Consider the following 25,401-nt stretch of genomic DNA (forward strand, 5'->3'; position numbering starts at 1 on the left):
AGAAAACACGGTGATAAGGTGCCGTCAAAGGCGCGGAACAGCGCCAGGGGAGGACGAAATGACGCCTGCTGAACTCAGCGTGGCCTTTTTCCTGCAGATGGCGATCATCATCGCGGCCTGCCGCGGTGTCGGCTGGCTGGCGCAGAAGTATTTCGGCCAGCCGCAGGTGGTGGGCGAAATGATCGCCGGTGTGATCCTCGGCCCGTCCCTGTTCGGCCTGTTCGCGCCCGATCTGCAGGCGATGCTGTTCCCCAAGGAATCCAAGGCCATCCTGTTCGTCGGGGCCCAGATGGGCGTCGGCCTCTACATGTTCCTGGTCGGCCTCGGCTTCCAGAGCGAGCACTTCCGCTCGAACGCCAAGAGCGCGGCGGCGGTCTCACTGTCCGGCATGGCGGCGCCCTTCCTGGTCGCCGTCGCCATGGCCCCCTGGCTGCTGAGCCACGGCCTGTTCGGCAAGGGCATCGACGCCTTCCAGGCCACCCTGTTCATGGGCGCGGCGATCTCGATCACCGCCTTCCCCATGCTGGCGCGCATCATCCATGAACGCGGGATCAGCGGCACGCCGTTGGGCACCCTGTCCCTGTCCGCCGGCGCCATCGACGACGCCGGCGCCTGGATCGTGCTGGCCATCGTCCTGGCCTCCTTCGGCGACGGCCCGATGGTGGCGGTCAAGGCCATCGCCGGCGGGGGCGCCTTCGCCGTGTTCATGCTGACCTTCGGGCCGAAGCTTCTGGCGCCCCTGGGCCGAATGGCAGAGCGCGAGGGCAAGGTCGGACCCGGCCTGCTGGGCGTGTGCCTGCTGCTCTTCATGCTGTGCGCCTGGGCCATGGACGCGGTGGGCATCCACGCGGTTTTCGGCGGCTTCATCCTGGGCACGGTCATGCCGCGCGGCGTGCTGTCCAGTGAACTGAAGCGTCAGCTGGAGCCCTTCGCGGTGGTCGTGCTGCTGCCGATGTTCTTCACCTTCTCTGGCCTCAACACCCAGCTGAGCATGGTCAACAATATCGGCCTGCTGGCGGCCACGATCGCCATCCTCGCCGGCTCGATCCTGGCCAAGGGCGGAGCCTGCTGGGCCGCCGCGCGGCTGACGGGGCAGGACAATCCCACGGCGCTCGGCATCGGGGCCCTGATGAACGCGCGGGGGCTGATGGAGCTGATCATCATCAATATCGGACTCCAGCGCGGAATCATCGGGCCGGCCCTCTTCTCCATGCTGGTGCTTATGGCCATCATCACCACCCTGATGGCCTCGCCTTTGTTCGAGCTGGTCTATGGGCGTACGGCGCGCAAGCGCGGCGAACTGGGCGAGCTCGACGAAAGCGAGGATCCCCTCGCCTTCGCAGAGCGCACCAGCCAAGCCTAGCCGTCGCTGAACACGCCGCCGTGCGTTTCGGCCCGCCCGCGCGGGTCGGCGTGCAGCAGGATGTCGGCGGCGGGGAAGGCCTCCAGAACCCGACGCTCCGCCGCCACGACGACGGCGTGAGCGGCCTCCAGCGTCTGGCCCGGATCAAGATCCAGGTGGGCCTGGATATGGATGTAAGGCCCGGATTCGCGGGTGCGCAGCTGATGCACGCCGCGCACCCGGGGATCGGCCGCCATCAGTTTCAGGACCCGGTCGCGGTCCTGGTCCGAGAGCTCCCGGTCCATCAGCTGATCGGCCGCGCCCCGCAAGACGCCGATCGCGCCCCAGACCAGCCACGCCGCCACGATCAGGCCCGCCGCGGCGTCGATCCACACGACGCCGGTCAGGGCTGTCGCTCCCAGCCCGACAATCACCACCCCGTTCGACGCCAGATCGGCGGCGTAGTGGGCGCGATCACCCTCCACGGCGATGGAGCCGGCCTTTTTCAGGGCGCGCGACTGGACGGCGATCAGGCCGCCGGTGACGATCACCGAAGCGATCATCACCAAAATGCTCCAGGCGTCGATGCTCACCGGCGCAGGGTGAAGCAGGCGGCCCACGGCCTCCCGGCCGATCAAGGCGCCGGAGGCGAAGACCAACCCCGCCTGCATCAGACCGGCGAAGGCTTCCGCCTTGCCGTGGCCGAAGCGGTGCTCCGCGTCAGGCGGCGCGGCGGCGTAGCGGACGGCGAAGAGCGTGACCAGGGAGGCGACCAGATCCAGCCCGGAATCCGCCAGGGAGGCGAGGATGGCCACCGACCCGCTGGACAGAAAGGCCGCCCCCTTGAGCAGGATCAGCAGCGCCGCGGCGGCCGTCGACAACAGGGTGATGCGCCGGGTGACCGCCGCCTTTTCGCTCAGGGACAGGGGCGTTGGGGTCATGAAGGCGCTCAATCCCTTGCATTCTCACGGTTCGTTGAACCGCGCGCGACGAAATTATCCACAAGTCAACGTGGAAACGGCGCCGACGGGGGCTTATCCTAGCAACAAGCGGCAAACGCATAAAATCTAAGCCGCGATATCGTCGATACGCCCAAGGAAGCAACAATGTTGAAGATCCTAGCCCCCGCCGCCATGCTTGCCTGCGTGGCCGGCGCCGCAATCGCCGCCCCGAACACCGCCGTGGTGAAGTTCGGCGACCTCAACCCCTCCGACCCCGCGACCGCACGCGTGCTCCAGAGCCGCATCCAGGCGGCGGCGCTGAAAGCCTGCGGCGCCGACGAGGCCAGCCTGCGCGTGGTGAAACGCTCGGCCCAGCGCAGCGACTGCTACAAGCAGGCTGTCGAGCAGACCCGCGCCGCCGTCGGCCGTCAGCTGGCTGCCAACTAGTACCGCTTAGGGGGCGGCGCTGCGGTTCCAGCCCAGCGCCCCCTCCCCGCGCAGCGTGCGCATGAAGAAGTCGAACTGGCGCCGCTGGACGTAGGGGATCGGCCCCGTCGAACGGCCCACCGCGTGGCCCTCGCCAGGGACCATCAGCAGCTCGAAATCCTTGTCCGCCTTGATCAGGGCGTTGACCACCTGAAGCGTCGAGGCCGGATCGACGTTTGAATCCTGCTCACCGACGATCAGCAGCACCTCGCCCTGCAGCTTGTGGGCGTTGTCGACGCCGGAGGCGCGGGCGTAGCTGCCGTCCACCGGCCAGCCCATCCACTGCTCATTCCAGCTGATCTTGTCCATGCGGTTGTCGTAGCAGCCGGCATAGGCCACGGCCGCCTTGTAGAATTCCGGATGGAAGATCAGCGCACCGAAGGCGCTCTGACCGCCGGCCGAGGCGCCATAGATGCCCACGCGGCTGATGTCATAGGCCGGATCGCGCGCCGCCAGGGCCTTGTGCCACAAGATGCGGTCGGGAAATCCGCTGTCGCCCAGGTTCTTCCAGGCCACGTCATGGAAGGCCTTCGAGCGGTTCAAGGTGCCCATGCCGTCCATCTGCACGACGATGAAGCCCAGATCGGCCTGCGACTGCATGCCGATCACCTTGTCCCCGCCGGAGTGGTAGCCGAAGGGCCAGAAGGTCTTGGGAACGAAGCTGTCGTGCGGCCCGGCATAGATGTTCTCGATCACCGGATAGCGCTTGGCCGGATCGTAGTCCTTGGGCCGCACCACCAGGCCCCAGATGTCGGTCTTGCCGTCGCGCCCCTTGGCCTTGAACACCTCCGGCGCCTTCCAGCCGGCGGCCTTCAGCTCGGTGATGTCGCCGGTCTCGATCCGCGCCACCAAGCTGCCGTCGGCGCGGCGCAGCTCGGAGATGTTGGGCTGGTCCGTCCGCGAATAGGTGTCCAAGTAGAAGTTCATGTCTGCCGAGAACGCCACGTCGTGCCAGGCGTCGGCGGTGGTCAGGGGCGTCAGATTCCGGCCGTCGAAATCGACCCGATAGACATGCTGCAGATAGGGGTCCTCGCCCGGCCGCATGCCGCTGGCCGCGAACCAGATGCGGCGCTTGTCCTCGTCCACCTTGAGGACCTTGCGGACGATCCATTCGCCCTTGGTGATCTGGGTCTTCACCCGGCCGCTGCGGCCGTCATAGAGATAGAGGTGGTTCCACCCGTCACGCTCGGACATCCAGACCACTTCGCGGCCGTCCGCACCGATATCCTGGCGGAAGGTGCGGCCCATGTTGATGAAGGTCTTGGACCGCTCGTCGATGACCGCGCGGGCCGCGCCGGTGGCGGCGTCGACCTCGATCAGCTTCAGGGCCTGATGGCCGCGCTGGTCGTACTCGAAGGACACCGTGCGGCTGTCCTTGCGCCAGGCCAGGCGCGACATGGAATAGGGGTTGGGGAACAGGTCCTCGGCCACGCCGATCTGCTTGCCCGCCGTCACGTCGAACAGCACCGGCCGCTCGATGTCCACCGCGTCGCCCGGCTTGGGATAGAGCTGAGTCTGCAGCTTGGGCTGCACCTGATCGCCGGGCGATGTCTCCACCCGAAGCACTTCACGGCTATAGCCGGGACGCACGCGATAGACCGCCAGCTTCGACGAATCCGGCGACCAGGCGATGGTCTCGGGATCGTAGAAGTCGCCCGGCGAACCGTCGGTGCTGAGCACCTTCACCACTCCGTCGGGCAGGCTGCGGACAGCCAGGTTGTCGCCCTGGACGAAGGCCTCGAAACGGCCGTCGGGCGAGCGTTTGGGCGTATTGTCGGCGGGCACGGACAGATCGCGCACGACACCGAAGCCGCGCGGGCGGGTCTTGCGCGGCGGGGCCTTGCCGCACTCGTAAGCCGTCAAGGTGCAGGTCCAGCGCCCCTCGCCGGACGTGAAGGCGATGGCCTGCCCGTCCTTCTCGTAGGTGAAGCTGTCGAAGGGCAGGCGCAGGGCGGTCAGCTCCTGACCCATGGCCTTGGACAGGCCCGCCGCCAGCTTCGCCTGATCGAAGGCCGGCGTCTTGGCGCCGCTGACCGGGTCATAGAGAACGAAGTTGAAGCCGCCCGGCACGGTCTTGCGATAGAGAAACTTCGACTGCGCCTCCGCCCAGGTCGCCGGATCGGCCACGTCGCGGGTCAGATACATCCAGCGCTCGCGAAGCGTCACCGAGGCCTCGACCGCCGCCTTGCTCGCCGCCAGGGCGGGAACACCCGCACAGAACCAAGCGGCGGCGATCAACGCCGCACCCCGACTGAAAGTCATGACGCGCCCCACTACGACCAAATATCGTATACGATCCTAAGCGTGTAGAGCCGCGATGCAAGCCGGCTTTCAAGGACGCCGGTTCGTCCAAGTCTTGTTGATCAAGCGCAAGGCGCCGCGTGCCTGATCGGAGGAAGTTGCGCCCGCGAACGGCGATGGACGCCGCCCGCACGGAGGGACTATCCGATGATTGCTCAGACCGCTCCCCAGACCCCGACCCTCGAAACCGTCGTCGAGGCCCCGCACGCCGCCCGCGTCGGCGTGAAGGATGCTGGCCATAACGTCACCACCGCCATGGGCGAAGCCGTGGACGGCCGCATCGCCGACCTGACCGACGGCGACGCCTAAGCCGCCGCCTTCGGCGCGGGACCGACATAGAGAGACTGCGGCCGGATCAGCTTGCCTCCGGCCGTCTGCTCACGAGCGTGAGCGACCCATCCGGCCGTCCGCCCCATGGCGAAGACGCAGGTGAAGGCTGATGGCGCAAAACCCAGGGCCTCCAGCAGCAGCGCCGTATAGAACTCCACATTGGTCTCCAGCGGCCGATCCGGCTTGCGCTCGCGCAGTATGGCCAGGGCCGCCTGCTCCACCGCCTCGGCGAAGGCGATGCGCCCCGCCGCGCCCTCGCTGTCGCGCCCCAGAAGGCGCACCGCCGTCTTGAGCGCATCGGCGCGGGGGTCCCGCACCCGATAGATGCGGTGGCCGAAGCCCATGAGGCGCTCGCCGCGGTCAAGCGCCGCCTCCAGCCACGGGCGGGCGTTCTGCGGCTCGCCGATGGCGTCCAGCATGTCGATCACCGGCCCGGGCGCGCCGCCATGCAACGGCCCCTTCAGGGCGCTGATCCCCGCCAGAACCGCAGATCCCAGGCCGGCCTGGGTCGAGGCCACCACCCGCGCCGCGAAGGTCGAGGCGTTCAGCCCGTGATCGCAGACCGTGACCAGATAGGTGTCCAAGGCCGCCGCCTCGCCGGCGCTCGGCGCGCTTCCCCGCATCATGCGCAGCGTGTCGGGCGCATGGCTGAGCGCCGCATCCGGCGCGATCGGCGCCTCGCCCCCGGCGGCCCGCAGAACCGCCGCCGTGAACACGGCCGGCGCGGCGATCAGGTTCAGAGCCGTCTCCAGATCGTCGCCGTCAGGCAGACGCGCCATCAAGGCCCGCACCGCCTCCACCGGCGGGCGGGCGGCGAGGACCGCATCCAGACCGGCGACCTGCGCGAACACCCTGACCCGCGCGGCGCCGAGCGCGCCGCTGACGTCCTCGGGCATGTCGGGAAAGAAGCCGTCCAGCAACAGGCCGACCACCTGCTCGAAGGTCCAGCGGCCCGCCAGCTGGTCCAGCGCATGGCCGCGGATAATCAGACGGCCCGCCAGGCCGTCGACCTCGGAAAGAATGGTTTGGGCGGCGACGACGCCTTCTAGTCCCGACATCGGAAAGCTCCTTTCGTTCGGAGACAATCCGCGCCCGAAATATATTGACGTCAATCTTGATCGATATAATCAATGTATCATGGAATGGATGAGCGCCGCCGAAGCCATGGCCGCCCTCGGCGTGCGGCGGCAGACGCTTTACGCCTATGTGAGCCGGGGACGGATCGCGGCCGAGACCGACGCCGCCGACCCGCGCCGCAGCCGTTACAGCGCCGCCGATGTGAAGCTGATGGCCGAGCGCAAACGACGTGGCCGCAAGGCTGCCGACGTGGCCCAAAGCGCCATCGCCTGGGGCGAGCCGGTCCTGGAATCAGCGATCACCACCGTCGCCCATGGCCGGCTGTTCTATCGCGGCCAGGACGCCGTCGCCCTGGCCGCGACGCACGACTTCGAGGCCGTGAGCCGCCTGCTGCGCGGACAGACCAATGCGGACCTCTTCCCGGCGCAGCTCGCGCCGTCTCCCAAGGGCAAGACCGCCCGCGCCCGCCTGTTCACCGCCCTGGCCACCCGCGCCGCCATCGACCTCCCCTTGGCCGGACGCTCTCCCAACGCCCTGTTCGTGGAGGCGGCGTCCCTGCTCGATCAGGTCGTCACCGCCGCCGCCGGCCAGGAGGGGCGCGGCCCCGCCCATGAGCGTCTCGCCGCCGCCTGGGGCTGCGACGCCGACGGCGCGAATTTGATCCGCCGCGCCCTGGTGCTGCTGGCGGATCACGAGCTCAACGCTTCCACCTTCGCCGCCCGCGTGGCTGCCTCCACCGGCGCGTCCCTGGCCGCCAGCGCCCTTGCCGGACTGGCCGCCCTGTCAGGCCCCCTGCACGGCGGCATGGCCAGCCGGGTGGAGTCCTTCTTGGCGGAGGTGAAGCGCGGCGGGGCGGAGGCGGCCACCGCCGCCCGCCTGATGCGCGGCGAGCCGCCGCCGGGTTTCGGCCACCCCCTCTATCCGGAGGGTGACCCGCGGGCCCTGGCCCTGCTCGGCGCGTTCGAGACGCCCAAGCGCTGGGCCGCCGCGGCCAAGGCGGCTGAGGAGGCCGGCTTTGGCCGCCCGAACATCGATTTCGCCCTCACCGCCTTGGCCAAGCACCTGGCCCTGCCGCAGGACGCCCCCTTCACCCTGTTCGCCACGGCGCGCTGCGCCGGCTGGATCGCCCACGCCGTCGAGCAGTCCGGAACCGGCCGCCTGATCCGCCCTCGCGCCCGCTATGTGGGCCTGCCGGCGCTCTAGAACGCGCCGAGATTCCTCCAGACCTCGATCCGACCGTCGAAAGCCGGCGCCATCTCATCGGCCAGATAGGCGCGCGCCTCGTCGTCGATCAATTGCTTGCCGTCCTGGTTCAGGGTCCGGCCGCTGGCGCTGAGCAGCGCGTATCCATAGGCCGCCGCCTCCTGCAGATCACCGTCCCGACCATCAGCGACGGCGCAGGCGGCCAGCATGTCCGCACCCGAAGCGACCAGACCGGTCCGCGCCGCGGGCATGGCCAGGACGTTGTAGTTTCGGGCCCTGCGATAGGCGTCGAGCAGAACGCCGTTCAGGCGCTTGCCCGGCTCCGGATCGGCCTGTTCGAACACCGGCAGGATTTGTTTGGCGTGGACGAGAAGACTGACGGCCTGAATGCCGAGGGCGACGTTCTGCTGCGGAAGCGCCGCCTGCAGCTCGCCGAAGGTCGCCGGCCCGGCCGCCAATCGGTCGAGCAGCGGATGATGCACCTCAGCCGAACCGGCGATCTGCCCCATGGGACCAGCGAAGAGGATGTCGGCCTGTCCGCGCGGCACGGCCAGGGCGAATTGCTGATCCTTTAGATCCAGGAACTGTTCGACAGGATTGAGGCGGTTCAGGCCACGCGAATAGATGTCCCGCCGGAAGGCCTTGTTGTTGGCGAAGTCGCGAAGCTGCTCGGCCCACACGCGATCCTCGCCAGCCTCCTGCGCGACCACCGCCGCCGCGGCGGGCGAGGTCGCCGCCTCCGGCATGGAGTCCATCAAGCTGGCCGAGGTGAGAAAGTCCAGGCGCGCCTCGCCCATCAGCTCGGCCACCTCGGTGAAGTGGAACGGCCGCCAGTTCCGGTTGAGATACTCGTGGGCGAAGTAGGCGCTCGACTGGGTGCGCAGATTGTCGAGCTTCGGTCCCAGGGTCGGGCTGGTGGCGAAATAGACGGCGCCGCCTTCCCTCAGACGGTCGGCCAGATCGAGTATCCGGGCCGGCGCCGCCTCCGGATTTTCGCCGTGCCTGAGGAAGACTTGCCGCGCCATGTGTCGGAAGGACAGGGCCTGCGACCAGCCGGGCAGGGCGTTGTAGGACACATAGACGAGGCCGCCGGGCTTCAGCGTCCGTTCGATGAAGGTCAGGATCTGCCGGACGTTCTCTTCGGAGACCCAGGTCAGCACCCCGTGCAAGGTGATGACGTCGAACTGCGGCAGCTCCGCCGCCCGCTCGATCGCCTGGGCGAAGCTCCAGTCGCGGAACTCCACATTCGTTAGTCGCGCGTCGGCGGCCATCTTGCGGGCGTTGGCGATCTGGGCGGGATTGAAGTCCATTCCCCAGAACCGCGCCCGGGGGTTGGTCGCCGCCAGCACATTGACGCTGACGCCCTGGCCGCAGCCGAGCTCGCAATAGTCGAACGCTCCCGCCAGCGCCGGCGGCCGCCAGCCCGCACTCCGGGCGGCGAAGGCCAGGTGGGCGGGAGCAAGTTCGCTGTAGAAGGACGACGTGTACTGCAGGTCCGTCGTGTAGCCTTCGCTCCAGGTCGTCATGCCCCCTCCGGCGGTTACGCCAAGCAGAGGTAGACGGACTCGCCGCCGGCGCACAGGGGCGCCGGCGGCGGATCGACCCTAGGCCCGCTCGTGCGCCTTTTCCTCGGCCACGAGGGGATGGGAGATACGGCCCACCATTTCCTTCGGGCAGATCTGCCAGAAGCCGCCCTTCACGTGCTCCCAGTCGCGCAGCAAGGCCTTGGCCTGGGGCGAACCGGTCTCCTGAGCATGCTCTGACACAAGCGAGCGCAGCACGCCTTCCCAGTGCGGCGAGGCCAGGCGCTGGACCACCACGCTCTCCGGATTGACCAGAGGGGGGAACCGGTCGTTCGGGTCATAGACGAACGCCATGCCGCCGGTCATGCCGGCGCCGAAGTTGCCGCCCACGGGACCGAGCACCACCACCTGGCCGCCGGTCATGTACTCACAGCCGTTGGCGCCGACACCCTCGACCACCGCCGTCGCGCCGCTGTTGCGGACCGCGAAGCGCTCGCCCGCCTGGCCGGCGGCGAACAGCCGGCCGGAGGTGGAGCCGTAGAGCACGGTGTTGCCGAGGATGGCGTTGTCTTCCGGCCGGGCCAGGTGCGAGCCCGGACGCACGACGATGGTCGCGCCGGACAGGCCCTTGCCCACATAGTCGTTGGCCTCGCCGGTCAGCTCGATGCGCAGACCCTGGACCGCGAAGGCCCCCAGGCTCTGGCCGGCCGAACCGCGCAGCTGCAGGGTCAGGTGCCCGGCGGGCAGGCCCTTCATGCCGAACTTGCGGACGATGTGGCTGGAGGTCCGCGTGCCGATGGTCCGGGCGGTGGAGCGGACCGTATAGGTCAGCTGCATCTTCTCGCCCCGCTCCAGCAGCGGCGCGGCGTCGCGGACGATCTGGGCGTCCAGGGTGTCCGGCACCGCGTTGCGGCCCTCCACCGTGCAGTAGGGCTTGTTGGAGCCCGGATCGGCGCGGACCAGCAGCGGGTTGAGGTCGAGGTCGTCCAGGTGTTCGCCGCCGCGGCTGACCTGCTGCAGCAGGTCCGTGCGGCCGACGATCTCCTGCAGGGACTTGAAGCCCAAGGACGCCAGGATCTCGCGCACCTCCTCGGCGATGAAGCTGAAGAGGTTGATGACCTTCTCCGGGCTGCCGGTGAACTTGGCGCGCAGGGCTTCGTCCTGGGTGCAGACTCCCACCGGGCAGGTGTTGGAATGGCACTGGCGCACCATGATGCAGCCCATGGCGATCAGGGACGCGGTGCCGATGCCGAACTCCTCGGCGCCCAGCATGGCGGCGATCACCACGTCGCGGCCGGTGCGCACGCCGCCGTCGGCCCGCAGCATCACCGAGTGGCGCAGGTTGTTCAGGGTCAGGACCTGGTTGGCCTCCGACAGGCCCATCTCCCAGGGGCCGCCGGCGTGCTTGATCGAGGTCTGGGGCGAGGCGCCCGTGCCGCCGACATTGCCGCTGATCAGGATCACGTCCGCTTTTGCTTTGGCGACCCCGGCGGCGATGGCGCCGATGCCGGTCATGGAGACCAGCTTCACCGTCACCCGGGCGACCGGATTGATCTGCTTCAGGTCATAGATGAGCTGGGCCAGGTCCTCGATCGAATAGATGTCGTGGTGCGGCGGCGGGCTGATCAGCATCACGCCCGGAGTGGCATGGCGCAGGCGCGCGATCATCTCGGTGACCTTGAAGCCGGGCAGCTGCCCGCCCTCGCCGGGCTTGGCGCCCTGGGCCACCTTGATCTCGATCTCGCGGCACTGATTCAGATATTCGGCCGTGACGCCGAACCGGCCGGAGGCCACCTGCTTGACCGCGCTGTTGGGATTGTCGCCGTTGGGCAGCGGGCGGTAGCGGGCGGAATCCTCGCCGCCCTCGCCCGAGACCGACTTGGCCCCGATGCGGTTCATGGCGATGTTCAGCACGCCGTGCGCTTCCGGCGCCAGGGCGCCCAGGCTCATGCCCGGTGTGACGAAGCGCTTGCGGATCTCGTTGACGCTCTCGACGTCGTCGACGCTGATCGCCGCATGGTCCGAACGCCAGTCCAGCAGGTCGCGCAGCTGGATCGGCTTGAAGCCGCGCAGTCCCTCGCTCCAGCGCTTGTAGGCCCCGTAATCGCCCGTGTCGCAGGCGTGCTGCAGGGTGTGGATCATGCGCGCCTCGAAGGCGTGCGCCTCGCCCGAGCGGCGGGCCTTGTAGAAGCCGCCCACGGGCAAGGTGATGGCCGAAGCGTCCCAGGCCTTGCGATGCAGCTCCACCGCCTTGGTCTCCAGACCGGCCAGGCCGATGCCCGAGATGCGCGACGGCATGCCCGGGAAGTACTCGGCGACCATGGCGCGCGACAGGCCGACGGCCTCGAAGTTGTAGCCGCCGCGATAGGACGAGATGACGCTGATGCCCATCTTGGACAGGATTTTCAGCAGGCCGCCCTCGATGGCCGTCTTGAAGTTCAGGCAGACCTCGCGAAGGGTCCGCTCGCCGATCAGGCCGCGCTCCAGGCGGTCCTGGAAGCTTTCCTGGGCCAGATAGGCGTTCACCGCCGTGGCGCCGACCCCGACCAGCACCGCGAAATAGTGCGTGTCCAGGCATTCGGCCGAACGGACGATGATCGAGACGTAGGAGCGCAGCCCCTTGCCGACCAGGTGCGCGTGGACCGCGCCGGTGGCCAGGATCATCGGCATGGCGACACGGTCGGAGCCGGCCTGCTCATCGCTCAGGACGATGGTCGAGCAGCCGCGCAGGGCGGCGTCCTCGGCCTCGGCTCGGATGCGTTCCAGATTGGCGCGCAGGGCGTCGCCGGGGCGCGCCTCCGCAACCGGGATCGGCATGGAGCAATCGACGAGGGCGACGTTCTTCTCGCCGATCACCGGCACGATGCGCTCGTACATCCCGGTGGTCAGGACCGGGCTTTCCAGAACGAACACATCGGTCTGCGCCTCGTCCTCGGACAGGATGTTGCCCAGGTTCTTGAAGCGCGTCTTCAGGCTCATCACCCCCGTCTCGCGCAGGGGATCGATGGGCGGGTTGGTCACCTGGCTGAAGTTCTGGCGGAAGAAGTGGCTCAGAGGCCGGTACTTCTCCGACAGCACCGCCAGCGGCGTGTCGTCGCCCATGGAGCCGACGGCTTCCTTGCCGTCCTCGGCCATGGGGGCGAGGACCATCTCCAGGTCCTCCAGCGTCAGGCCGGCGGCCAGTTGCCGGCGCACCAGCTCCTCGCGGCCATAGCGGCGCGGCTCGGGACCGGGGCCGATCTCCTTGTCGAGATCGCGGATGTTGCCGAGCCACTGGGTGTAGGGGTGGCGCTCGGCGAGTTCGTCGATGATCTCGTCCTCGCTGAACAGCTGGCCGTTGGCCAGGTCGATGGCGATCATCCGCCCCGGCGAGATGTTCAGCTTCTTGACGATGCGGGTGTCGGCCACGCCGCACATGCCCGCTTCGGAGCCCATGATGACCAGGCCGTCATCGGTGTAGGAGACGCGCAGCGGGCGCAGGCCGTTGCGGTCCTTGCCGGCCACGACCCAGCGGCCATCGGTGGCGCAGACGGCGGCGGGGCCGTCCCACGGCTCCATCACGGCGTTGCAGTAGGAATAGAGCGCCTGGTGCGAGGCGGGCATCTGCTCCTCGGTCTTGCCGTTCCAGGCTTCCGGCATCAGCAGGGCCTTGGCCATGGGCGCGTCGCGGCCGGCGCGGACCAGCACCTCGAAGGTGTTGTCGAGCGCCGCGCTGTCGGACACGCCGGGCTGGATGACGGGCTTCACGTCCTCGCCGAAATCCCCGAAGGCCTGGGCGGCCATGCGGATTTCGTGGCTCTTCATCCAGTTGACGTTGCCCTTCAGCGTGTTGATCTCGCCGTTGTGGGCCAGCATCCGGAACGGCTGCGCCAGGCGCCATTCGGGGAAGGTGTTGGTCGAGTAGCGCTGGTGGAAGATCGCCACGGCCGCGGCGAAGCGCTCATCATTGAGGTCGGGATAGAACTCGTTGATGTGCTCGGCCAGGAACATGCCCTTGTAGATCAGGGACTTGGCCGAGAAGGAGCACAGGTAGAAGCCGTTCAGGTTCGAGGCCGCCACGCGCTTTTCGATGCGCTTGCGGCACAGGAACAGGGCGCGCTCCAGGGACTCGCCCTCCAGGCCCTCCGGAGCGGCGAGCATGATCTGCTCGATCTCCGGGCGCGTGGCGTTGGCCTTCTCGCCGATGACGGCGGTGTTCACCGGCACCTGGCGCCAGCCATAGATGTAGAAGCCGAAGCGCAGGGCCTCGCTTTCCACGATGGTTCGGGCCGCCTCCTGGGCGCCCAGGTCCGTGCGCGGCAGGAAGACCTGGCCCACGGCGATCGGGCCGGGACGCAGGGCGTGGCCGGTGCGGCGCACCTGGTCGGCGAAGAAGTCCTGCGGAACGGACAGCAGGATGCCTGCGCCGTCGCCGGTCTTGCCGTCGGCGTCCACCGCGCCCCGGTGCCAGACGGCCTTCAGGGCCTTGATCGCCAGTTCGACGACTTCGCGGCGCGGCTGGCCGTCGATGGCGCAGACCAGGCCCACGCCGCAGTTGTCGCGCTCGCTGCGCGGGTCATAGGCGTGGCCGTCGATCAGACGCTGGCGGTTGGCGAAATAGAGGTCGAGAACGTCGCTCATGGTCGTCACTCCGCCGCCGCCAGCGCCGGAGCGCTCGCCTTGGCCGTCAGGTAGGAATGGATGGAGTCGGCGGCGTCGCGGCCGTCGCGGATCGCCCACACCACGAGGGAGGCTCCGCGCACGATGTCGCCGGCGGCGAACACGCCGTCGAGATTGGTCATCTGGGTGCGAAAATCGGCCCGCACCGTGCCGCTGCGGCTGACCTTCAGATCGGGGGCCGACCACAGTTGCGGCAGGTTCTCCGGCTCGAAGCCGAGAGCCTTGATCACCAGCTGGGCGGGCTTGTCGAAATCACCGCCGGGAACTTCCTCGGGCGACTGACGGCCGGAGGCGTCCGGCGAGCCCAGGCGCATGCGCGCGGCATGAACGCCGGTGACGGCGTCCGCGTCGCCTTTCACCGCCTTGGGCGCGGCGAGCCATTCGAAGTGGACGCCTTCCTCCTCGGCGTTGGCCACCTCGCGCATGGAGCCGGGCATGTTGGCCTTGTCACGGCGATAGAGGCACGACACCGATTTGGCGCCCTGGCGGATGGCGGTGCGGACGCAGTCCATGGCGGTGTCCCCGCCGCCGACCACGACCACGTCCTTGCCCTCGGCGTTCAGTTGGCCGGAAGCGATCTCGGCCACCTCGTCGCCCAGGCTCTGGCGGTTGGAGGCGATCAGATAGTCGAGCGCGGCGACCACGCCGTTCGACCCGGCGCCCGGCGCGGTCAGGTCGCGGGCGGCATAGACGCCCGTGGCGATCAGCACGGCGTCGTGCTGCGCGCGCAGTTGTTCGAGCGTGGCGTCCTTGCCGACCTCAAAGCCGAGTTGGAACACGACGCCGCCATCAGCCAGACGGCGGGTGCGGCGCTCGACCACGTCCTTCTCCAGCTTGAAGCCGGGGATGCCGTAGATCAGCAGGCCGCCGGGGCGGTCATGACGGTCATAGACCACCACGTCATAGCCGCCCTCGCGCAGACGCTCGGCGGCCGCCAGGCCGGCCGGACCGGCGCCGACGACGCCCACCGACTGGCCCCGGGTCGGACCGGCGACCAGCGGGCGCACCCAGCCCTCCTCCCAGGCCTTGTCCGACAGGTACTTCTCCACCGCCCCGATGGTGACCGTGCCATGGCCGGACTGCTCGATGACGCAGTTGCCTTCGCACAGGCGGTCCTGCGGGCAGATGCGGCCGCAGATTTCCGGCATGGCGTTGGTGGCCTGCGACAGGTCATAGGCTTCCTGCACCCGCCCCTCGGCCGTCATCCGCAGCCAGTCGGGGATGTTGTTGTGCAGGGGGCAGTGCGACTGGCAGAACGGAACGCCGCATTGCGAGCAGCGCGAAGCCTGCTCCGTCGCCTTGGCGTCAATGAAGTCGGCGTAGATCTCCAGGAAATCGTCCGAACGCTGAGCAGCGTCGCGTTTCTCCGGCATCCGCCGCGGCGTCACCGTGAACTTCAACATGCGTTCGGCCATGATCATCCCCTTGTCCACGTGCGCGCGGCCTCACAGAGGCATAACCTTGCGCGCGGCAGGGTCTTACGTGCGGTTCAATGCAGGGAAAACAGCATTGTCTCTATAGTTGACCATTATTCCGCGACGCACAGGCCCCCAAAGGCGGAAATCGTCACATGCGAGTCATTATCAGTAAAGTTTTTGGACTAAACGTCCTGTTTACCTTATCGGGCCACGCCTGACGGCCCATCGGAGGAGCCTGAAATGCCGGACTGGTTGATCGCCATCGTGCTGGGCCTGATCGAAGGCCTGACCGAGTTCATCCCGGTGTCCTCCACCGGCCACATGCTGCTGGTCGGCCACTTCCTGGGCTTCAACAGCACGGGCAACACCTTCGAGGTGCTGATCCAGCTCGGCGCGATCCTGGCGATCGTCAGCGTCTATTTCACGCGCCTTTGGACCCTGCTGATCACCGCGCCGAAGGACCCGGCGAGCCGCCGCTTCATCGCCGCCATCATCCTGGGCGTCATTCCCGCGGTGCTGATCGGCGTGGCGGCCCACGACTTCATCAAGACCGTGCTCTACGAGTCTCCGGGGCTCATCTGCATCAACCTGATCATCGGCGGGGTCATCCTGGGCCTGCTGGACCGCATGAAAGTCGAGCCGCGCTACACCGACGTGACCCAGTTCTCGCTGAAGACGGCCCTGATCATCGGCTTCTGCCAGGCCGTGGCGCTGGTCCCCGGCGTGTCGCGCTCGGGCGCCACCATCGCCGGCGGCCTGCTGATGAAGTGCGACAAGCGCTCGGCGGCGGAGTTCTCGTTCTTCCTGGCCATGCCGACCATGGCCGGCGCCTTCGCCTACGACCTCTACAAGAACGTCGACCTGCTCAGCCTGGACGACGCCGGCATCATCGGCCTGGGCTTCGTGGCGGCCTTCATCTCCGCCGTGTTCGTGGTCCGCAGCGTGCTGAACTTCATCACCCGCCACGGCTTCATGCCGTTCGCCATCTGGCGGGTGGTGGTCGGGACGATCGGCCTGATCCTTCTGGCGACCTTCCCGGCCCGCTAGCCCCCGAACACGAACTCAGGCTTGTAGTAGCCGGTCCCTGCGGCGGTGATGTCGATGGCGAAGGGGGCCGAGCCGTCGGCCAGGTCGGTGAGCCAGGCGGCGTTGGAGCGGGCCATGACGCCCAGATCCGCCTTCTCGGCTTCGGCCAGCAGCCAGCCGACCATGGCCGCCTTGGTTCCCTGACCGGTGAGGCCGTCGCCGCCGTAGCTGGCGAAGTAGGCGTCACGGCCGCCTGACAGCATGGTGGTCAGCTGGGCGTCGGTGGGCGCACGGCCGAAGATTTCGGCATAGGCCTTTCGGGTGGCGTCAAAGAGGCTCAAGGAGCCGTAGTCTGCTTGGAAGGCGGCCTTGCCTTCCCCGTCCCGACCCAGGTTCACCGCGAAATTGATGTAGCGGTTCTCCAGATTGAAGGACTGGAAGTAGGCGGAGTTCAGATTGTTCGGGTTGGGCCCCGAGGCCGAGACCAGATAGTCGATCCCCGCCGAACCTGGGATCTTGCCGGTGAAGAACAGATAGCTGAGCGTCGCCACAGACGTCGTCTGATCCGCCGCCTTGACGATCTCGGCGATCGCCGCCGCCTGAGTCAGGGTCCCCGCCGAGACCTTGGCCGAGAGGTCGGTCGCCAAGGCATTGTTGGAGCCGCGAAGGATTGAACTGATGGCGGTGGTGACCGCGGCGTTCAGCGGCTCCGGCGGGCTGGCGAGATAGACGCGGAACTGCTCATTGCCGTTGTACAGGCCACGCACGGAGAAGATGTCCATCCGCCCGTCGCCATTGAGATCTGCGGCATGATATTGATCATATTGGCCAGCTCCCGGGAGATAGCCTTCGGCGGTCTGGATGAATTTTCCCGTACCATCGTTAAGGAAGACCGGGCGTGACGTGCCGTTCGACACGAGCATGTCCACTTTTCCATCGCCATTGATATCGGCGAACTGGACCCGCGTGTTCCAACCTTCAGCGCTTCGGCTTGGCAAGCGCGAGGCTGTTTCGTCGGTGAACTTTCCGGTCCCGTCGTTGATGTAGAAACGGATTGAGCCGACGCTGAAGAAATCGACTACGGTATTGATCACAAGGTCGAGCGCGCCGTCGCCGTTGATATCGACGGCATGGCTGTCGATGACATTCTCCGAAGTTCCATGCGCCGGGATGGGAATGGTCGTCAGGGTACGTAGGAAATTCCCCTTGCCGTCGTTCTCGAGGATCACCGCGGGCCGGCTTCTCGGATCCCAAGGTCCGAGGAAGAGATCCAAATCCCCGTCCCGATCAGCATCAAAGAAGGTGCTGGTGGTTATGCCCGGGTCGCCACTGTGAAGCGTCGTCGGAAGACCGCTGCGCTGCACCGTGAAACCGCCAGCGCCGTTGTTCAGCAGAATGTACGGGTACTTTTCCCCATCACCCTGATTGCCCACGAAAAGGTCGATGTCGCCATCGCCATCCACATCGCCGGCGGCGGCGGAATGGCTGAAGTCGGCGATAGCAGGCAGGCCCGCCACCGCATTTGTCAGGCCCGAGGCCCCTTGCGACAAGAAAAGCGCGTTCCTTGCGCCGGGAAACGGCGCGGCATCCAGACCATGGTCGGCGAAGAACGCGTCCGAGCGCCCATCCCTGTTGAAGTCGGCGAGGATGATCTGGCGGCCGTGGACCGTCACCGGCGGGTTGGCGAACAGGCTGGACGTGCCGTCCACGAACTTCCCGGTCCCGTCGCCGGTCAGCACCCGGATCGGCACGCCCCGGTCTTCGAGAGGGTAAAGGAAGTAGGACAGAACGACGTCCAGCTTGCCGTCCCCATTGAAGTCGGCCAAGGCGACCTCATGGCTGCTGGCGGTGGAGTATCCGCTGCGCACCGGCAGGGTGAAATCGGTGAACGTAAAACCGGCCATGGCCGTCCCTCCCACGGTTCAACGAGCGTCATTATCGTCACATACTGATTCGCCGGGAGCCCTGATTGGGGGGTCTCGGCCAAGACGACTTGAGCCGAAGGCCTGTTCGACCTAGCTAGCGTCCGGGCGCCGTCGGGACGCGGCCGCCGCTGACGCGCCTTTTCCCGGGAAGCGTCATTCTCAACAGGGGATAGTCATGGCCACGAGCCGCCAGTTTCTCGGCCTCGCCGTCGTTCTTGGCCTGATCTCGGCGATCGGGCCGTTCGCCATCGACATGTACCTGCCGGCCCTGCCCTCCATCGGCGCCAGCCTGCGGGCCGATCCGGCCGCGGTGCAGATGAGCCTGATGGCCTTCTTCATCGCCTCGGGGGTGTGCCAGCTCATCTACGGCCCGCTGTCGGACATGATCGGCCGCAAGACGCCGCTCTATTTCGGCCTGGTGCTGTTCATCATCGGCAGCATCGGCTGCGCCCTGGCGCCGACCATCGAGGCGCTGATCGCCTTCCGGGTGGTGCAGGCGGTGGGCGCCTGCGCCGGGTCGGTGGTGCCGCGCGCGGTGGTCCGCGACCTCTACACCGGGCCTGACGCGGCGCGGCTGATGTCGCTTCTGATGCTGGTGTTCAGCATCTCCCCCATCCTGGCCCCTTCGGTGGGCGGGGCGGTCATCGCTGTCGCCGGCTGGCGCGGGGTGTTCTGGGCCACGGCCATCGCCGCGGTCGTCGGCCTGCTGCTGTCGATCTTCGTGATGAAGGAGACGCGTCCCGCCGAGGCCCGCAACGAAAGCTCCTGGGCGGGCGCCCTGATCAGCTACAGCCAGCTCCTCAAGGACCGCCGCTACCTGTCCGTCGTGCTGGTGGGCGCGTTCGGCGTGTCGTCCTTCTTCGTCTATGTGGCCAACTCGTCCTTCGTGATCATCGACCACTACGGCCTGTCGCCCAGCGCCTTCGCCATCTTCTTCGCGTTCAACGCCGCCGCCTTCTTCGCCGCCGCCCAGTTCACGGGAATGCTGTCGAAGCGCTTCGGCCTGGCGCGGCTGGTGCGCATGGCGGTGACGGGCTTCGCGGTCTCGATGGTGCTGCTGACCGCCCTCTTCGCCACGGGTCTCGGCAGCCTGCCGGTCATGAGCGGCCTGCTGTTCGTGGGTTGGGGGTTCCTGGGCCTGGTCATGCCGACCACCGGGGTGCTGGCCATGGAGGCGCACGGCCGCATCGCGGGCGCGGCCTCGGCCCTGATGGGCGCGATCCATGTGACGATCGGGGCGGCGACCATGGCCGCCGCCGGCCTGTTCGCCGACGGCAAGCCGCTGTCGATGGTGGCCGGCATCACCGCCTGCGCCGTGACGTCCTTCGCCCTGGCCCAGCTGTCGCTTCGCGAACCCGCCGGCGGCTAGGCTTACGGCCACGTTTGTGGAAAGGCCCGTTTGGCGCTATAGGGGCGGCGTTGAATGACGTTTCGGTCCGACTGCCCCGCCGCGCTTGATCCTTGATCGCGCAACCGGGCCAGCCCTGATCCCCTTCGACTCTCATCACGTGACGCACCCGCGCCACGCGAGCCCCGACCCCTATCAAAGGACCCCACTCACGCATGAAGAATGTCGACTTCGCAGATCGCCTGAAGACCGCCGCCGAAGCCCGCCAGGCCCTGGTGGCCAAACTGAAGCCCAAGGCCGCTGTCACCGACCCGCTGTTCGAGCAGCGCGAGGCGATCCGTCAAGCGGAGGTCGAGGCCGTGCGCCAGGCGCGCGCCGACCAGAAGGCCCTCGCCAAGCAAGCCGCCGCTGAAGCCGAGGAAGCCGCGCGCCAGGCCGAAGAGGCCCTGGCCGAGGAGGCCCTGGCCGCCAAGCGCGCCCAGCGCAAGGAACGCAAGGCCCTGACCGCGGCTGAGCAGAAGGCCAAGCGCGATGCGCGTTACGCGGCGCGCAAGGCTCGCCACTAGCCGAGGCGAAGGCGCGTCCTAGAGCGCGCCTTCCGGCAGCGGGGCGTATTGGCCGCCCTTGCGGTAGAGATAGAGGTAGGTCGGAACGATCGCCTCCACCGTCGTCGGCGACACGCCCAGCTCGGCCAGACCCGGCCGGGCGCCCGACACGACGTTGTCGCTTTGCAGCAGGATGACCTGATCGCTGGTGATCGGCGCGGGGATGAAGCCGGAGACCAGATCGCCGGCCGAGCCCATCAGCTTGGCCACGAACCACGGCACGGGCAGCAGCGCGCGGCCGCGGCCGGTTTCACGCAGCACCAGCTCCAGGATGTCCTTCAAGCTGAGGACGGCCGGGCCGCCCAGCTCAAAGGTCTTGCCGGCATGCTCCGGCTTGGTGGCCGCCAGCGCCACCGCCTGAGCCACGTCGCCCACGAAGACCGGCTGGAACCGGGTCTCGCCGCCGCCGAACAGCGGCAGGGCCGGCGCCAGGGACGCCATGCGGGCGAACATGTTGAAGAAGCCGTCTTCCTGACCGAAGACCACCGACGGGCGGACGATCACCGCGCTCGGGAAGGCTGCGCGGACGGCTTCCTCGCCCAGGGCCTTGGTGCGGGCGTACTTGGATTGCGACTGCGCGTCGGCGCCGAGGGCCGACATATGCACGAAGCGCTGGACCCCGGCGGCCTTGGCGGCCTCGGCCACCTTGCCGGCGGCGGTGGCGTGCAGGCTGAGGAAGCCCTGGCGGCCGCGCTCCTGCATCACCGCGACGAGATTGACGCAGGCCTCGGCGCCTTCCAGCGCGCGAGCCACCGAGGCGCCGTTGCGGATGTTGGCCTGGACCACCTGGATCTGGCCGACATCGCCCAGCATGCGCATGCGGAAAGCCAGGTGCGGACGACGGACCGCCACGCGGACACGCCAGCCCTGCTTGGCCAGGGCGCGGACCACCTGGGTCCCGATGAACCCCGAGCCGCCGAAAACCGTCACCAAGCCTTGCATGGGAAATCCCTTTGTTTGTCGGGCGCGGGATACCCGACCCGGCGGTTATTCGCAACGGAGATGCTTTTTCGTGAAGCTACGTGTTGACGCGCCGAAAAGCCTTCTCTAAAGGTCCCGGCCTCGCGCCGATCCGGTGGATGCGGAGCGGGCCCAGGTGGCGGAATTGGTAGACGCGCTGGCTTCAGGTGCCAGTGGCTTAACGGCCGTGGAGGTTCGAGTCCTCTCCTGGGCACCATCGCTCTTTTCTACCTAAAAGAGCGGGCGCCAAACCGGCGGCGCGCTATATAGAGCGCCAACACCGCCGGAGCATTCGAGACCCTTGGCCAATTTCCTTCATGAAGGCGACCTGCCCGCCGACGTCTTCGCGGGCGCGACTTCAGTCGCCGTCGATTCCGAAACCATGGGTCTGCGCCTGGGGCGCGACAAGCTGTGCGTGGTCCAGATTTCCGACGGCAATGGCGACGCCCATATCGTCCGCCTGAACCGCCCGACCTATGACGCGCCGAATCTCAAGGCGCTTCTGGCCGATCCGAAGGTCCTGAAGATCTTCCATTTCGGCCGCTTCGACATCGCCATGTTCGACCTGCACCTGGGCGTGACCACCACGCCGGTCTACTGCACCAAGATCGCCTCCAAGCTGGCGCGCACCTACACCGACCGCCACGGCCTGAAGGATGTGGTCCGCGAATGCGCCGGGGTGGAGCTGTCCAAGGCCCAGCAGAGCTCAGACTGGGGCTCGGCGACCCTGAGCCCCGAGCAGTTGGCCTACGCCGCCAGCGACGTTCTGCACCTGCATGTGGTCAGGACGCGCCTTGACGCGATGCTGGCCCGCGAGGGCCGCACGGAACTGGCCCGGGCCTGCTTCGACTTCCTTCCCACGCGCGCCAAGCTCGACATCGCCGGTTGGGAAGAGACAGACATCTTCGCCCACGCCTAAGGTCCGCTCATGACCCCAGCCTCCGCCATGCCTGATCGTTCGCCCCAGCCTGACCTGCAGCGCTGGCGCAAACGCTCGCGCACGGTGCGCACCCTGCGCTGGGCCCTGCCCGCCGCGGCGGGCGTGCTGGTGCTGATGCTGGGCGCGCAGGTGGTCTGGAACGCCTTCGCCCGGGAGACGCCCTCGCTGGAAAAGGCGTCGACCGTCGTGCGCATGACCAATCCACGCTTCTTCGGCCGCGACGAGAAGGGCCGCCCCTTCCGCATCAGCGCCAAGAGCGCCGCGCGGGACGACAACGACATCAATGTCATCAAGCTGGAGCAGCCCGACGTCAGCCTGGCCATGAACGGCCCGTCGGAGACGCGCGCCACGGCGCGCACCGGCATCTATCGCGAAAGCGACCGGACGTTGAAGCTGCAGGGCGATGTGAAGTTCAGCGACGCGGGCGGCTACCGCTTCGCGGCGGAAGAGGCCAATGTCGATACTCGCGCCGGCCGCGTCGTGGGCCAGGGCCCGGTGCGCGGCGAAGGCCCCGGGACGCAGCTGAACGCCAACGGCTATACGGTCGAGGACAAGGGCGACCGGGTGATCTTCCGCGGCAGGGTTCGCGCGCGGCTCAATCAGGATTAAGAGGGGTTTCAAACCCTGTGACGGAGGAACGGCGAGTGATCATGCGGTGGGCGGCGGTCGGCCTTGCGGCGACCCTTATGGCCGGCGCGGCGCAAGCGCAGATTTCGCGCGATTCCAGCGCGCCAATCGACATCACCGCCGATGAGAGCGAAGTCATCAACAGCCAGTGCCTGACCATCTGGCGCGGCGACGCCGAGGCCCTGCAGGAGACCACGCGCCTGCGCGCCGCGGTGATCAAGGTCTACGCCAACCCGCGCGCCGGGACGGGCGAGGACGGGCGTCCGCGCTGCGGCGACACCAACCGGCTGGAAGCCGAGGGCCCGGTCTACTACGTGACCCCGAACCAGACCGTGCGCGGCGACCGCGCCGTCTACACCGCCGCCCAGGACACCGTGGTGGTCACCGGCGACGTGATCGTGGTTCAGGGCAAGAACGTGGCCCGCGGCTCGCGCCTGACGCTGAACAACAAGACCGGCGAGGCCAAGATGGAATCGTCGGTGAGCGGCCGTAACAAGCCGGGCCGCGTGCGCGGCGTCTTCTACCCCGAAAGCAAGCCGGCTTCCGGCGCCGCGCGCTGAGCATCGACACGTGAACCTCTCCACCGCCGCAAAGACCGCGTCCGCCGCCGCGCCCGCCAAGGACGGCCTGTATGTCGACGGGATCGCCAAGGCCTTCCGCGGCCGCCCCGTGGTCAAGGGCGTCAGCCTGCACCTGAAGCGGGGTGAGGTCGCCGGCCTGCTCGGCCCCAACGGGGCGGGCAAGACCACCTGCTTCTACATGGTCACCGGCCTGATCGCCGCCGACAGCGGCCGCATCTTCCTGGATGGTGAGGAGATCACCGACCAGCCCATGTACCAGCGCGCCCGCATGGGCGTCGGCTACCTGCCGCAGGAAGCCTCGATCTTCCGGGGCATGACGGTGGAGGAGAACGTCCTCGCCGTGGTCGAGATGCGCGAGCGCGATCCGAAGAAGCAGCGCGCCATCGTCGACCGCCTGCTGGAAGAGCTGCGCATCGGCCACCTGCGCAAGTCCGCCGCCGTGGCCCTGTCGGGCGGCGAACGGCGCCGCGTGGAGATCGCCCGCGCCCTGGCCGGCGAGCCGTCCTTCATGCTGCTGGACGAACCCTTCGCCGGCATCGACCCCCTGGCGATCGCCGACATCCGCGAGGTGATCACCTACCTCAAGAGCCGCGGCATCGGCATCCTGATCACCGACCACAACGTGCGCGAGACCCTGGACATCATCGACCGGGCCTCGATCATCGCCGGCGGCCAGGTGCTGTTCGAGGGCACGCCCAAGGAGATCGTCGGCAACCCCGAGGTCCGGCGCGTCTATCTGGGCAATCTGTACGACTGACCGCCCGGACCGGCCGCACGTTTGAAGACCGCTTGCGGGAACTAGCCGCCTGACCGTGAGGTTGCCTCCGCGTTCCCGTCTCGGGATCGCCAGGAGCCTTGCCTTGCCGCCCTTCAATCTGTTGCGATTCTTGGCGGGCCTGATCTCGCTGGGCCTGCTCGCCGCGTCCATCTACCTGCTATGGACCTTCGCCCGAGGCGAGGAGCTGCTGGATCCCGACGGCGTGCCCCGTCGGGTTCGCGAGGACTGGCGGCTTTGGACCGGCGCGGCCCTTTTGGCCTGGTCGCTTCTTGGCCGGTTTCCGATGCTCTTTGTCCTCGCCCGCAAGGATGACGGCGGGCCCGACGCGCATCATCACGGCCGAGGCGTCATGCTTCAGACGCCGCGCGGCTCAGACCTGCATGTGGAGACCTATGGTCCCGCCGGAGCGCCCGTCATCGTCCTGACCCATGGCTGGGGGATGGACAGCACCTTCTGGCGCGCCGCCAAGGCGCAGTTGGGCGACCGTTTCCGGCTCGTCGCCTGGGACCTCCCGGGGCTTGGCCGGTCCAAGCCCGGACGAGGCGGAATCACGCTGGAGGGTTTCGCCGAGGACCTCAAGGCGGTCGTCGACCACGCCGGCGGCCGGCCGGTTCTCGTCGGCCACAGCATCGGCGGGATGACGATCCAGACCCTGCTTCGCGACGACTTGCATTTCCAAGGCCGGCTTGCGGGCCTCGTCCTGCTCAATACGACCTTCACGAACCCTCTTCGCACCATGGTGTTCAGCAAGCTGCTGCTCGGCCTCCAAGGCGTGCTGGAGCAGGCGATGAAGCTGACGGTGATCCTGAAGCCCGTGGCCTGGCTCGCCAACTGGCAGGGCTATCTCAGCGGCTCGGCTCATCTGGCGCATCGTCTCGGCTTTGGCCGTTCAGTGACGCGCAGCCAGCTTGAGCATGTGACGCTCCTGGCGGTCCGCAACTCCCCCGCCGCCGAAGCCAAAGGCAACCTGGCCATGTTCCATTGGCACGCCGACGGCGCGCTCGAGCGCGTTCATGCCCCGACCCTCGTGGTGGGAGGAGACATGGACATCGTCACCAAGCTGGAGGCCAGCGAACGCATCGCTTCGGTCAATCCGAAGGCCGAATTTCGCGTTGTCCGCGGCTCCAATCACCTGGGGCCGTTGGAGCAGGCGGCGGAATACAACGACATCATCGCCGACTTCACCTTGAGGGTGCAGCGCGCTCTGCCGGCCGATGCGCCGATCAGCACGGCGGTGGAGCGTACGCGGGAGAACCGCCTGTTCCCGGACCAGCCCTCGCCCGAGACCTGAGCTTGCCCTCCGCACGGCCGATTTCCGGCGGCAAGCCCTC

The 25,401-nt window shown here is 67.9% G+C and carries 20 protein-coding genes and 1 tRNA gene; 13 read left to right on the top strand and 8 right to left on the bottom strand.

Annotation, left to right across the window (positions count from 1 at the left end):
* Positions 1 to 58 precede the first annotated feature (58 nt).
* Positions 59 to 1,363, top strand: a complete 1,305-nt coding sequence (locus P7B02_RS07160; protein ID WP_277785638.1) for a cation:proton antiporter — start codon at positions 59 to 61, stop codon at positions 1,361 to 1,363.
* Here P7B02_RS07160 and P7B02_RS07165 read toward each other — a convergent pair.
* Complete coding sequence (locus P7B02_RS07165) at positions 1,360 to 2,283, bottom strand: cation diffusion facilitator family transporter (protein WP_277785639.1); 924 nt, start codon at positions 2,281 to 2,283, stop codon at positions 1,360 to 1,362. The two genes, P7B02_RS07160 and P7B02_RS07165, sit on opposite strands and share 4 nt — an antisense overlap.
* Positions 2,284 to 2,448: 165 nt before the next feature.
* Here P7B02_RS07165 and P7B02_RS07170 point away from each other — a divergent pair, with 165 nt between their 5' ends.
* Positions 2,449 to 2,730: a UrcA family protein gene (locus tag P7B02_RS07170; protein ID WP_277785640.1), complete on the top strand. Its 282-nt coding sequence runs from the start codon at positions 2,449 to 2,451 to the stop codon at positions 2,728 to 2,730.
* Positions 2,731 to 2,736: 6 nt separating this feature from the next.
* Here P7B02_RS07170 and P7B02_RS07175 read toward each other — a convergent pair whose 3' ends face one another.
* Positions 2,737 to 5,031 carry a S9 family peptidase gene (locus P7B02_RS07175; protein ID WP_277785641.1) on the bottom strand — a complete coding sequence of 765 codons (2,295 nt, stop codon included), beginning with the start codon at positions 5,029 to 5,031 and terminating at the stop codon, positions 2,737 to 2,739.
* A 186-nt stretch (positions 5,032 to 5,217) separates the two neighbouring features.
* On the opposite strand from P7B02_RS07175, the gene P7B02_RS07180 reads away from it, so the two are divergent.
* Positions 5,218 to 5,379, top strand: a complete 162-nt coding sequence (locus P7B02_RS07180) for a hypothetical protein (RefSeq protein WP_277785642.1) — start codon at positions 5,218 to 5,220, stop codon at positions 5,377 to 5,379.
* Here P7B02_RS07180 and P7B02_RS07185 read toward each other — a convergent pair.
* On the bottom strand, positions 5,376 to 6,458 hold the full coding sequence (locus tag P7B02_RS07185) for a citrate synthase/methylcitrate synthase (protein ID WP_277785643.1): 1,083 nt from the start codon (positions 6,456 to 6,458) through the stop codon (positions 5,376 to 5,378). The two genes, P7B02_RS07180 and P7B02_RS07185, sit on opposite strands and share 4 nt — an antisense overlap.
* 76 nt (positions 6,459 to 6,534) lie before the next feature.
* Here P7B02_RS07185 and P7B02_RS07190 point away from each other — a divergent pair, with 76 nt between their 5' ends.
* Positions 6,535 to 7,680, top strand: a complete 1,146-nt coding sequence (locus tag P7B02_RS07190) for a citrate synthase family protein (protein WP_277786003.1) — start codon at positions 6,535 to 6,537, stop codon at positions 7,678 to 7,680.
* On the opposite strand, the gene P7B02_RS07195 is transcribed toward P7B02_RS07190, so the two are convergent.
* The 3 genes from P7B02_RS07195 to P7B02_RS07205 all read right to left on the bottom strand — a co-directional run bounded on the left by P7B02_RS07195 (position 7,677) and on the right by P7B02_RS07205 (position 15,277).
* Complete coding sequence (locus P7B02_RS07195; protein ID WP_277785644.1) at positions 7,677 to 9,206, bottom strand: class I SAM-dependent methyltransferase; 1,530 nt, start codon at positions 9,204 to 9,206, stop codon at positions 7,677 to 7,679. The genes P7B02_RS07190 and P7B02_RS07195 overlap by 4 nt on opposite strands.
* 78 nt (positions 9,207 to 9,284) lie before the next feature.
* Positions 9,285 to 13,823, bottom strand: coding sequence for a glutamate synthase large subunit (gene gltB / locus P7B02_RS07200; protein ID WP_277785645.1), 4,539 nt, complete (start codon positions 13,821 to 13,823; stop codon positions 9,285 to 9,287).
* A gap of 5 nt (positions 13,824 to 13,828) precedes the next feature.
* Positions 13,829 to 15,277: an NAD(P)-dependent oxidoreductase gene (locus P7B02_RS07205; RefSeq protein ID WP_277785646.1), complete on the bottom strand. Its 1,449-nt coding sequence runs from the start codon at positions 15,275 to 15,277 to the stop codon at positions 13,829 to 13,831.
* Between the two features lie 243 nt (positions 15,278 to 15,520).
* On the opposite strand from P7B02_RS07205, the gene P7B02_RS07210 reads away from it, so the two are divergent.
* Positions 15,521 to 16,327, top strand: coding sequence for an undecaprenyl-diphosphate phosphatase (locus P7B02_RS07210; protein WP_277785647.1), 807 nt, complete (start codon positions 15,521 to 15,523; stop codon positions 16,325 to 16,327).
* Here the strand turns inward: P7B02_RS07210 and P7B02_RS07215 are convergent.
* Positions 16,324 to 18,210 carry an FG-GAP-like repeat-containing protein gene (locus tag P7B02_RS07215; protein WP_277785648.1) on the bottom strand — a complete coding sequence of 629 codons (1,887 nt, stop codon included), beginning with the start codon at positions 18,208 to 18,210 and terminating at the stop codon, positions 16,324 to 16,326. The genes P7B02_RS07210 and P7B02_RS07215 overlap by 4 nt on opposite strands.
* A gap of 196 nt (positions 18,211 to 18,406) precedes the next feature.
* Between P7B02_RS07215 and P7B02_RS07220 the strand changes: the two genes are divergently transcribed.
* Both P7B02_RS07220 and P7B02_RS07225 read left to right on the top strand, forming a co-directional pair.
* On the top strand, positions 18,407 to 19,600 hold the full coding sequence (locus tag P7B02_RS07220) for a multidrug effflux MFS transporter (protein WP_277785649.1): 1,194 nt from the start codon (positions 18,407 to 18,409) through the stop codon (positions 19,598 to 19,600).
* 194 nt (positions 19,601 to 19,794) lie between these two features.
* Positions 19,795 to 20,145 (top strand): DUF6481 family protein, encoded by a 351-nt coding sequence (locus P7B02_RS07225; protein WP_277785650.1) that lies wholly within the window; start codon positions 19,795 to 19,797, stop codon positions 20,143 to 20,145.
* A gap of 18 nt (positions 20,146 to 20,163) precedes the next feature.
* Here the strand turns inward: P7B02_RS07225 and P7B02_RS07230 are convergent, their stop codons facing one another.
* On the bottom strand, positions 20,164 to 21,126 hold the full coding sequence (locus P7B02_RS07230) for a complex I NDUFA9 subunit family protein (RefSeq protein ID WP_277785651.1): 963 nt from the start codon (positions 21,124 to 21,126) through the stop codon (positions 20,164 to 20,166).
* Between the two features lie 148 nt (positions 21,127 to 21,274).
* Between P7B02_RS07230 and P7B02_RS07235 the strand changes: the two genes are divergently transcribed.
* The 6 genes from P7B02_RS07235 (at position 21,275) to P7B02_RS07260 (ending at position 25,361) form a co-directional block, all read left to right on the top strand.
* A tRNA-Leu gene (locus tag P7B02_RS07235) sits at positions 21,275 to 21,361 on the top strand.
* Between the two features lie 84 nt (positions 21,362 to 21,445).
* Positions 21,446 to 22,063, top strand: coding sequence for a ribonuclease D (locus P7B02_RS07240; protein ID WP_277785652.1), 618 nt, complete (start codon positions 21,446 to 21,448; stop codon positions 22,061 to 22,063).
* A gap of 9 nt (positions 22,064 to 22,072) precedes the next feature.
* Positions 22,073 to 22,693 carry an LPS export ABC transporter periplasmic protein LptC gene (lptC, locus tag P7B02_RS07245; RefSeq protein WP_277785653.1) on the top strand — a complete coding sequence of 207 codons (621 nt, stop codon included), beginning with the start codon at positions 22,073 to 22,075 and terminating at the stop codon, positions 22,691 to 22,693.
* Positions 22,694 to 22,734: 41 nt separating this feature from the next.
* Positions 22,735 to 23,271, top strand: coding sequence for an LptA/OstA family protein (locus tag P7B02_RS07250; RefSeq protein WP_277786004.1), 537 nt, complete (start codon positions 22,735 to 22,737; stop codon positions 23,269 to 23,271).
* Between the two features lie 10 nt (positions 23,272 to 23,281).
* Entirely contained in the window at positions 23,282 to 24,049 is a 768-nt protein-coding gene (gene lptB / locus P7B02_RS07255; RefSeq protein WP_277785654.1) for an LPS export ABC transporter ATP-binding protein, read from the top strand.
* A 103-nt stretch (positions 24,050 to 24,152) separates the two neighbouring features.
* Positions 24,153 to 25,361 carry an alpha/beta fold hydrolase gene (locus tag P7B02_RS07260; RefSeq protein WP_277785655.1) on the top strand — a complete coding sequence of 403 codons (1,209 nt, stop codon included), beginning with the start codon at positions 24,153 to 24,155 and terminating at the stop codon, positions 25,359 to 25,361.
* Positions 25,362 to 25,401: the final 40 nt, after the last annotated feature.

Origin of the sequence: Caulobacter segnis, assembly GCF_029543125.1 — a bacterium.
GTDB lineage: Bacteria > Pseudomonadota > Alphaproteobacteria > Caulobacterales > Caulobacteraceae > Caulobacter > Caulobacter segnis_D.

Excerpts from the sequence above, each read along its gene's own strand:
- P7B02_RS07160 (WP_277785638.1), top strand. The coding sequence starts at position 59 with ATGACGCCTGCTGAACTCAGCGTGGCCTTTTTCCTGCAGATGGCGATC.
- P7B02_RS07165 (WP_277785639.1), bottom strand. The coding sequence starts at position 2,283 with ATGACCCCAACGCCCCTGTCCCTGAGCGAAAAGGCGGCGGTCACCCGG.
- P7B02_RS07170 (WP_277785640.1), top strand. The coding sequence starts at position 2,449 with ATGTTGAAGATCCTAGCCCCCGCCGCCATGCTTGCCTGCGTGGCCGGC.
- P7B02_RS07175 (WP_277785641.1), bottom strand. The coding sequence starts at position 5,031 with ATGACTTTCAGTCGGGGTGCGGCGTTGATCGCCGCCGCTTGGTTCTGT.
- P7B02_RS07180 (WP_277785642.1), top strand. The coding sequence starts at position 5,218 with ATGATTGCTCAGACCGCTCCCCAGACCCCGACCCTCGAAACCGTCGTC.
- P7B02_RS07185 (WP_277785643.1), bottom strand. The coding sequence starts at position 6,458 with ATGTCGGGACTAGAAGGCGTCGTCGCCGCCCAAACCATTCTTTCCGAG.
- P7B02_RS07195 (WP_277785644.1), bottom strand. The coding sequence starts at position 9,206 with ATGACGACCTGGAGCGAAGGCTACACGACGGACCTGCAGTACACGTCG.
- gltB (WP_277785645.1), bottom strand. The coding sequence starts at position 13,823 with ATGAGCGACGTTCTCGACCTCTATTTCGCCAACCGCCAGCGTCTGATC.
- P7B02_RS07205 (WP_277785646.1), bottom strand. The coding sequence starts at position 15,277 with ATGGCCGAACGCATGTTGAAGTTCACGGTGACGCCGCGGCGGATGCCG.
- P7B02_RS07210 (WP_277785647.1), top strand. The coding sequence starts at position 15,521 with ATGCCGGACTGGTTGATCGCCATCGTGCTGGGCCTGATCGAAGGCCTG.
- P7B02_RS07215 (WP_277785648.1), bottom strand. The coding sequence starts at position 18,210 with ATGGCCGGTTTTACGTTCACCGATTTCACCCTGCCGGTGCGCAGCGGA.
- P7B02_RS07220 (WP_277785649.1), top strand. The coding sequence starts at position 18,407 with ATGGCCACGAGCCGCCAGTTTCTCGGCCTCGCCGTCGTTCTTGGCCTG.
- P7B02_RS07225 (WP_277785650.1), top strand. The coding sequence starts at position 19,795 with ATGAAGAATGTCGACTTCGCAGATCGCCTGAAGACCGCCGCCGAAGCC.
- P7B02_RS07230 (WP_277785651.1), bottom strand. The coding sequence starts at position 21,126 with ATGCAAGGCTTGGTGACGGTTTTCGGCGGCTCGGGGTTCATCGGGACC.
- lptC (WP_277785653.1), top strand. The coding sequence starts at position 22,073 with ATGACCCCAGCCTCCGCCATGCCTGATCGTTCGCCCCAGCCTGACCTG.
- P7B02_RS07250 (WP_277786004.1), top strand. The coding sequence starts at position 22,735 with ATGCGGTGGGCGGCGGTCGGCCTTGCGGCGACCCTTATGGCCGGCGCG.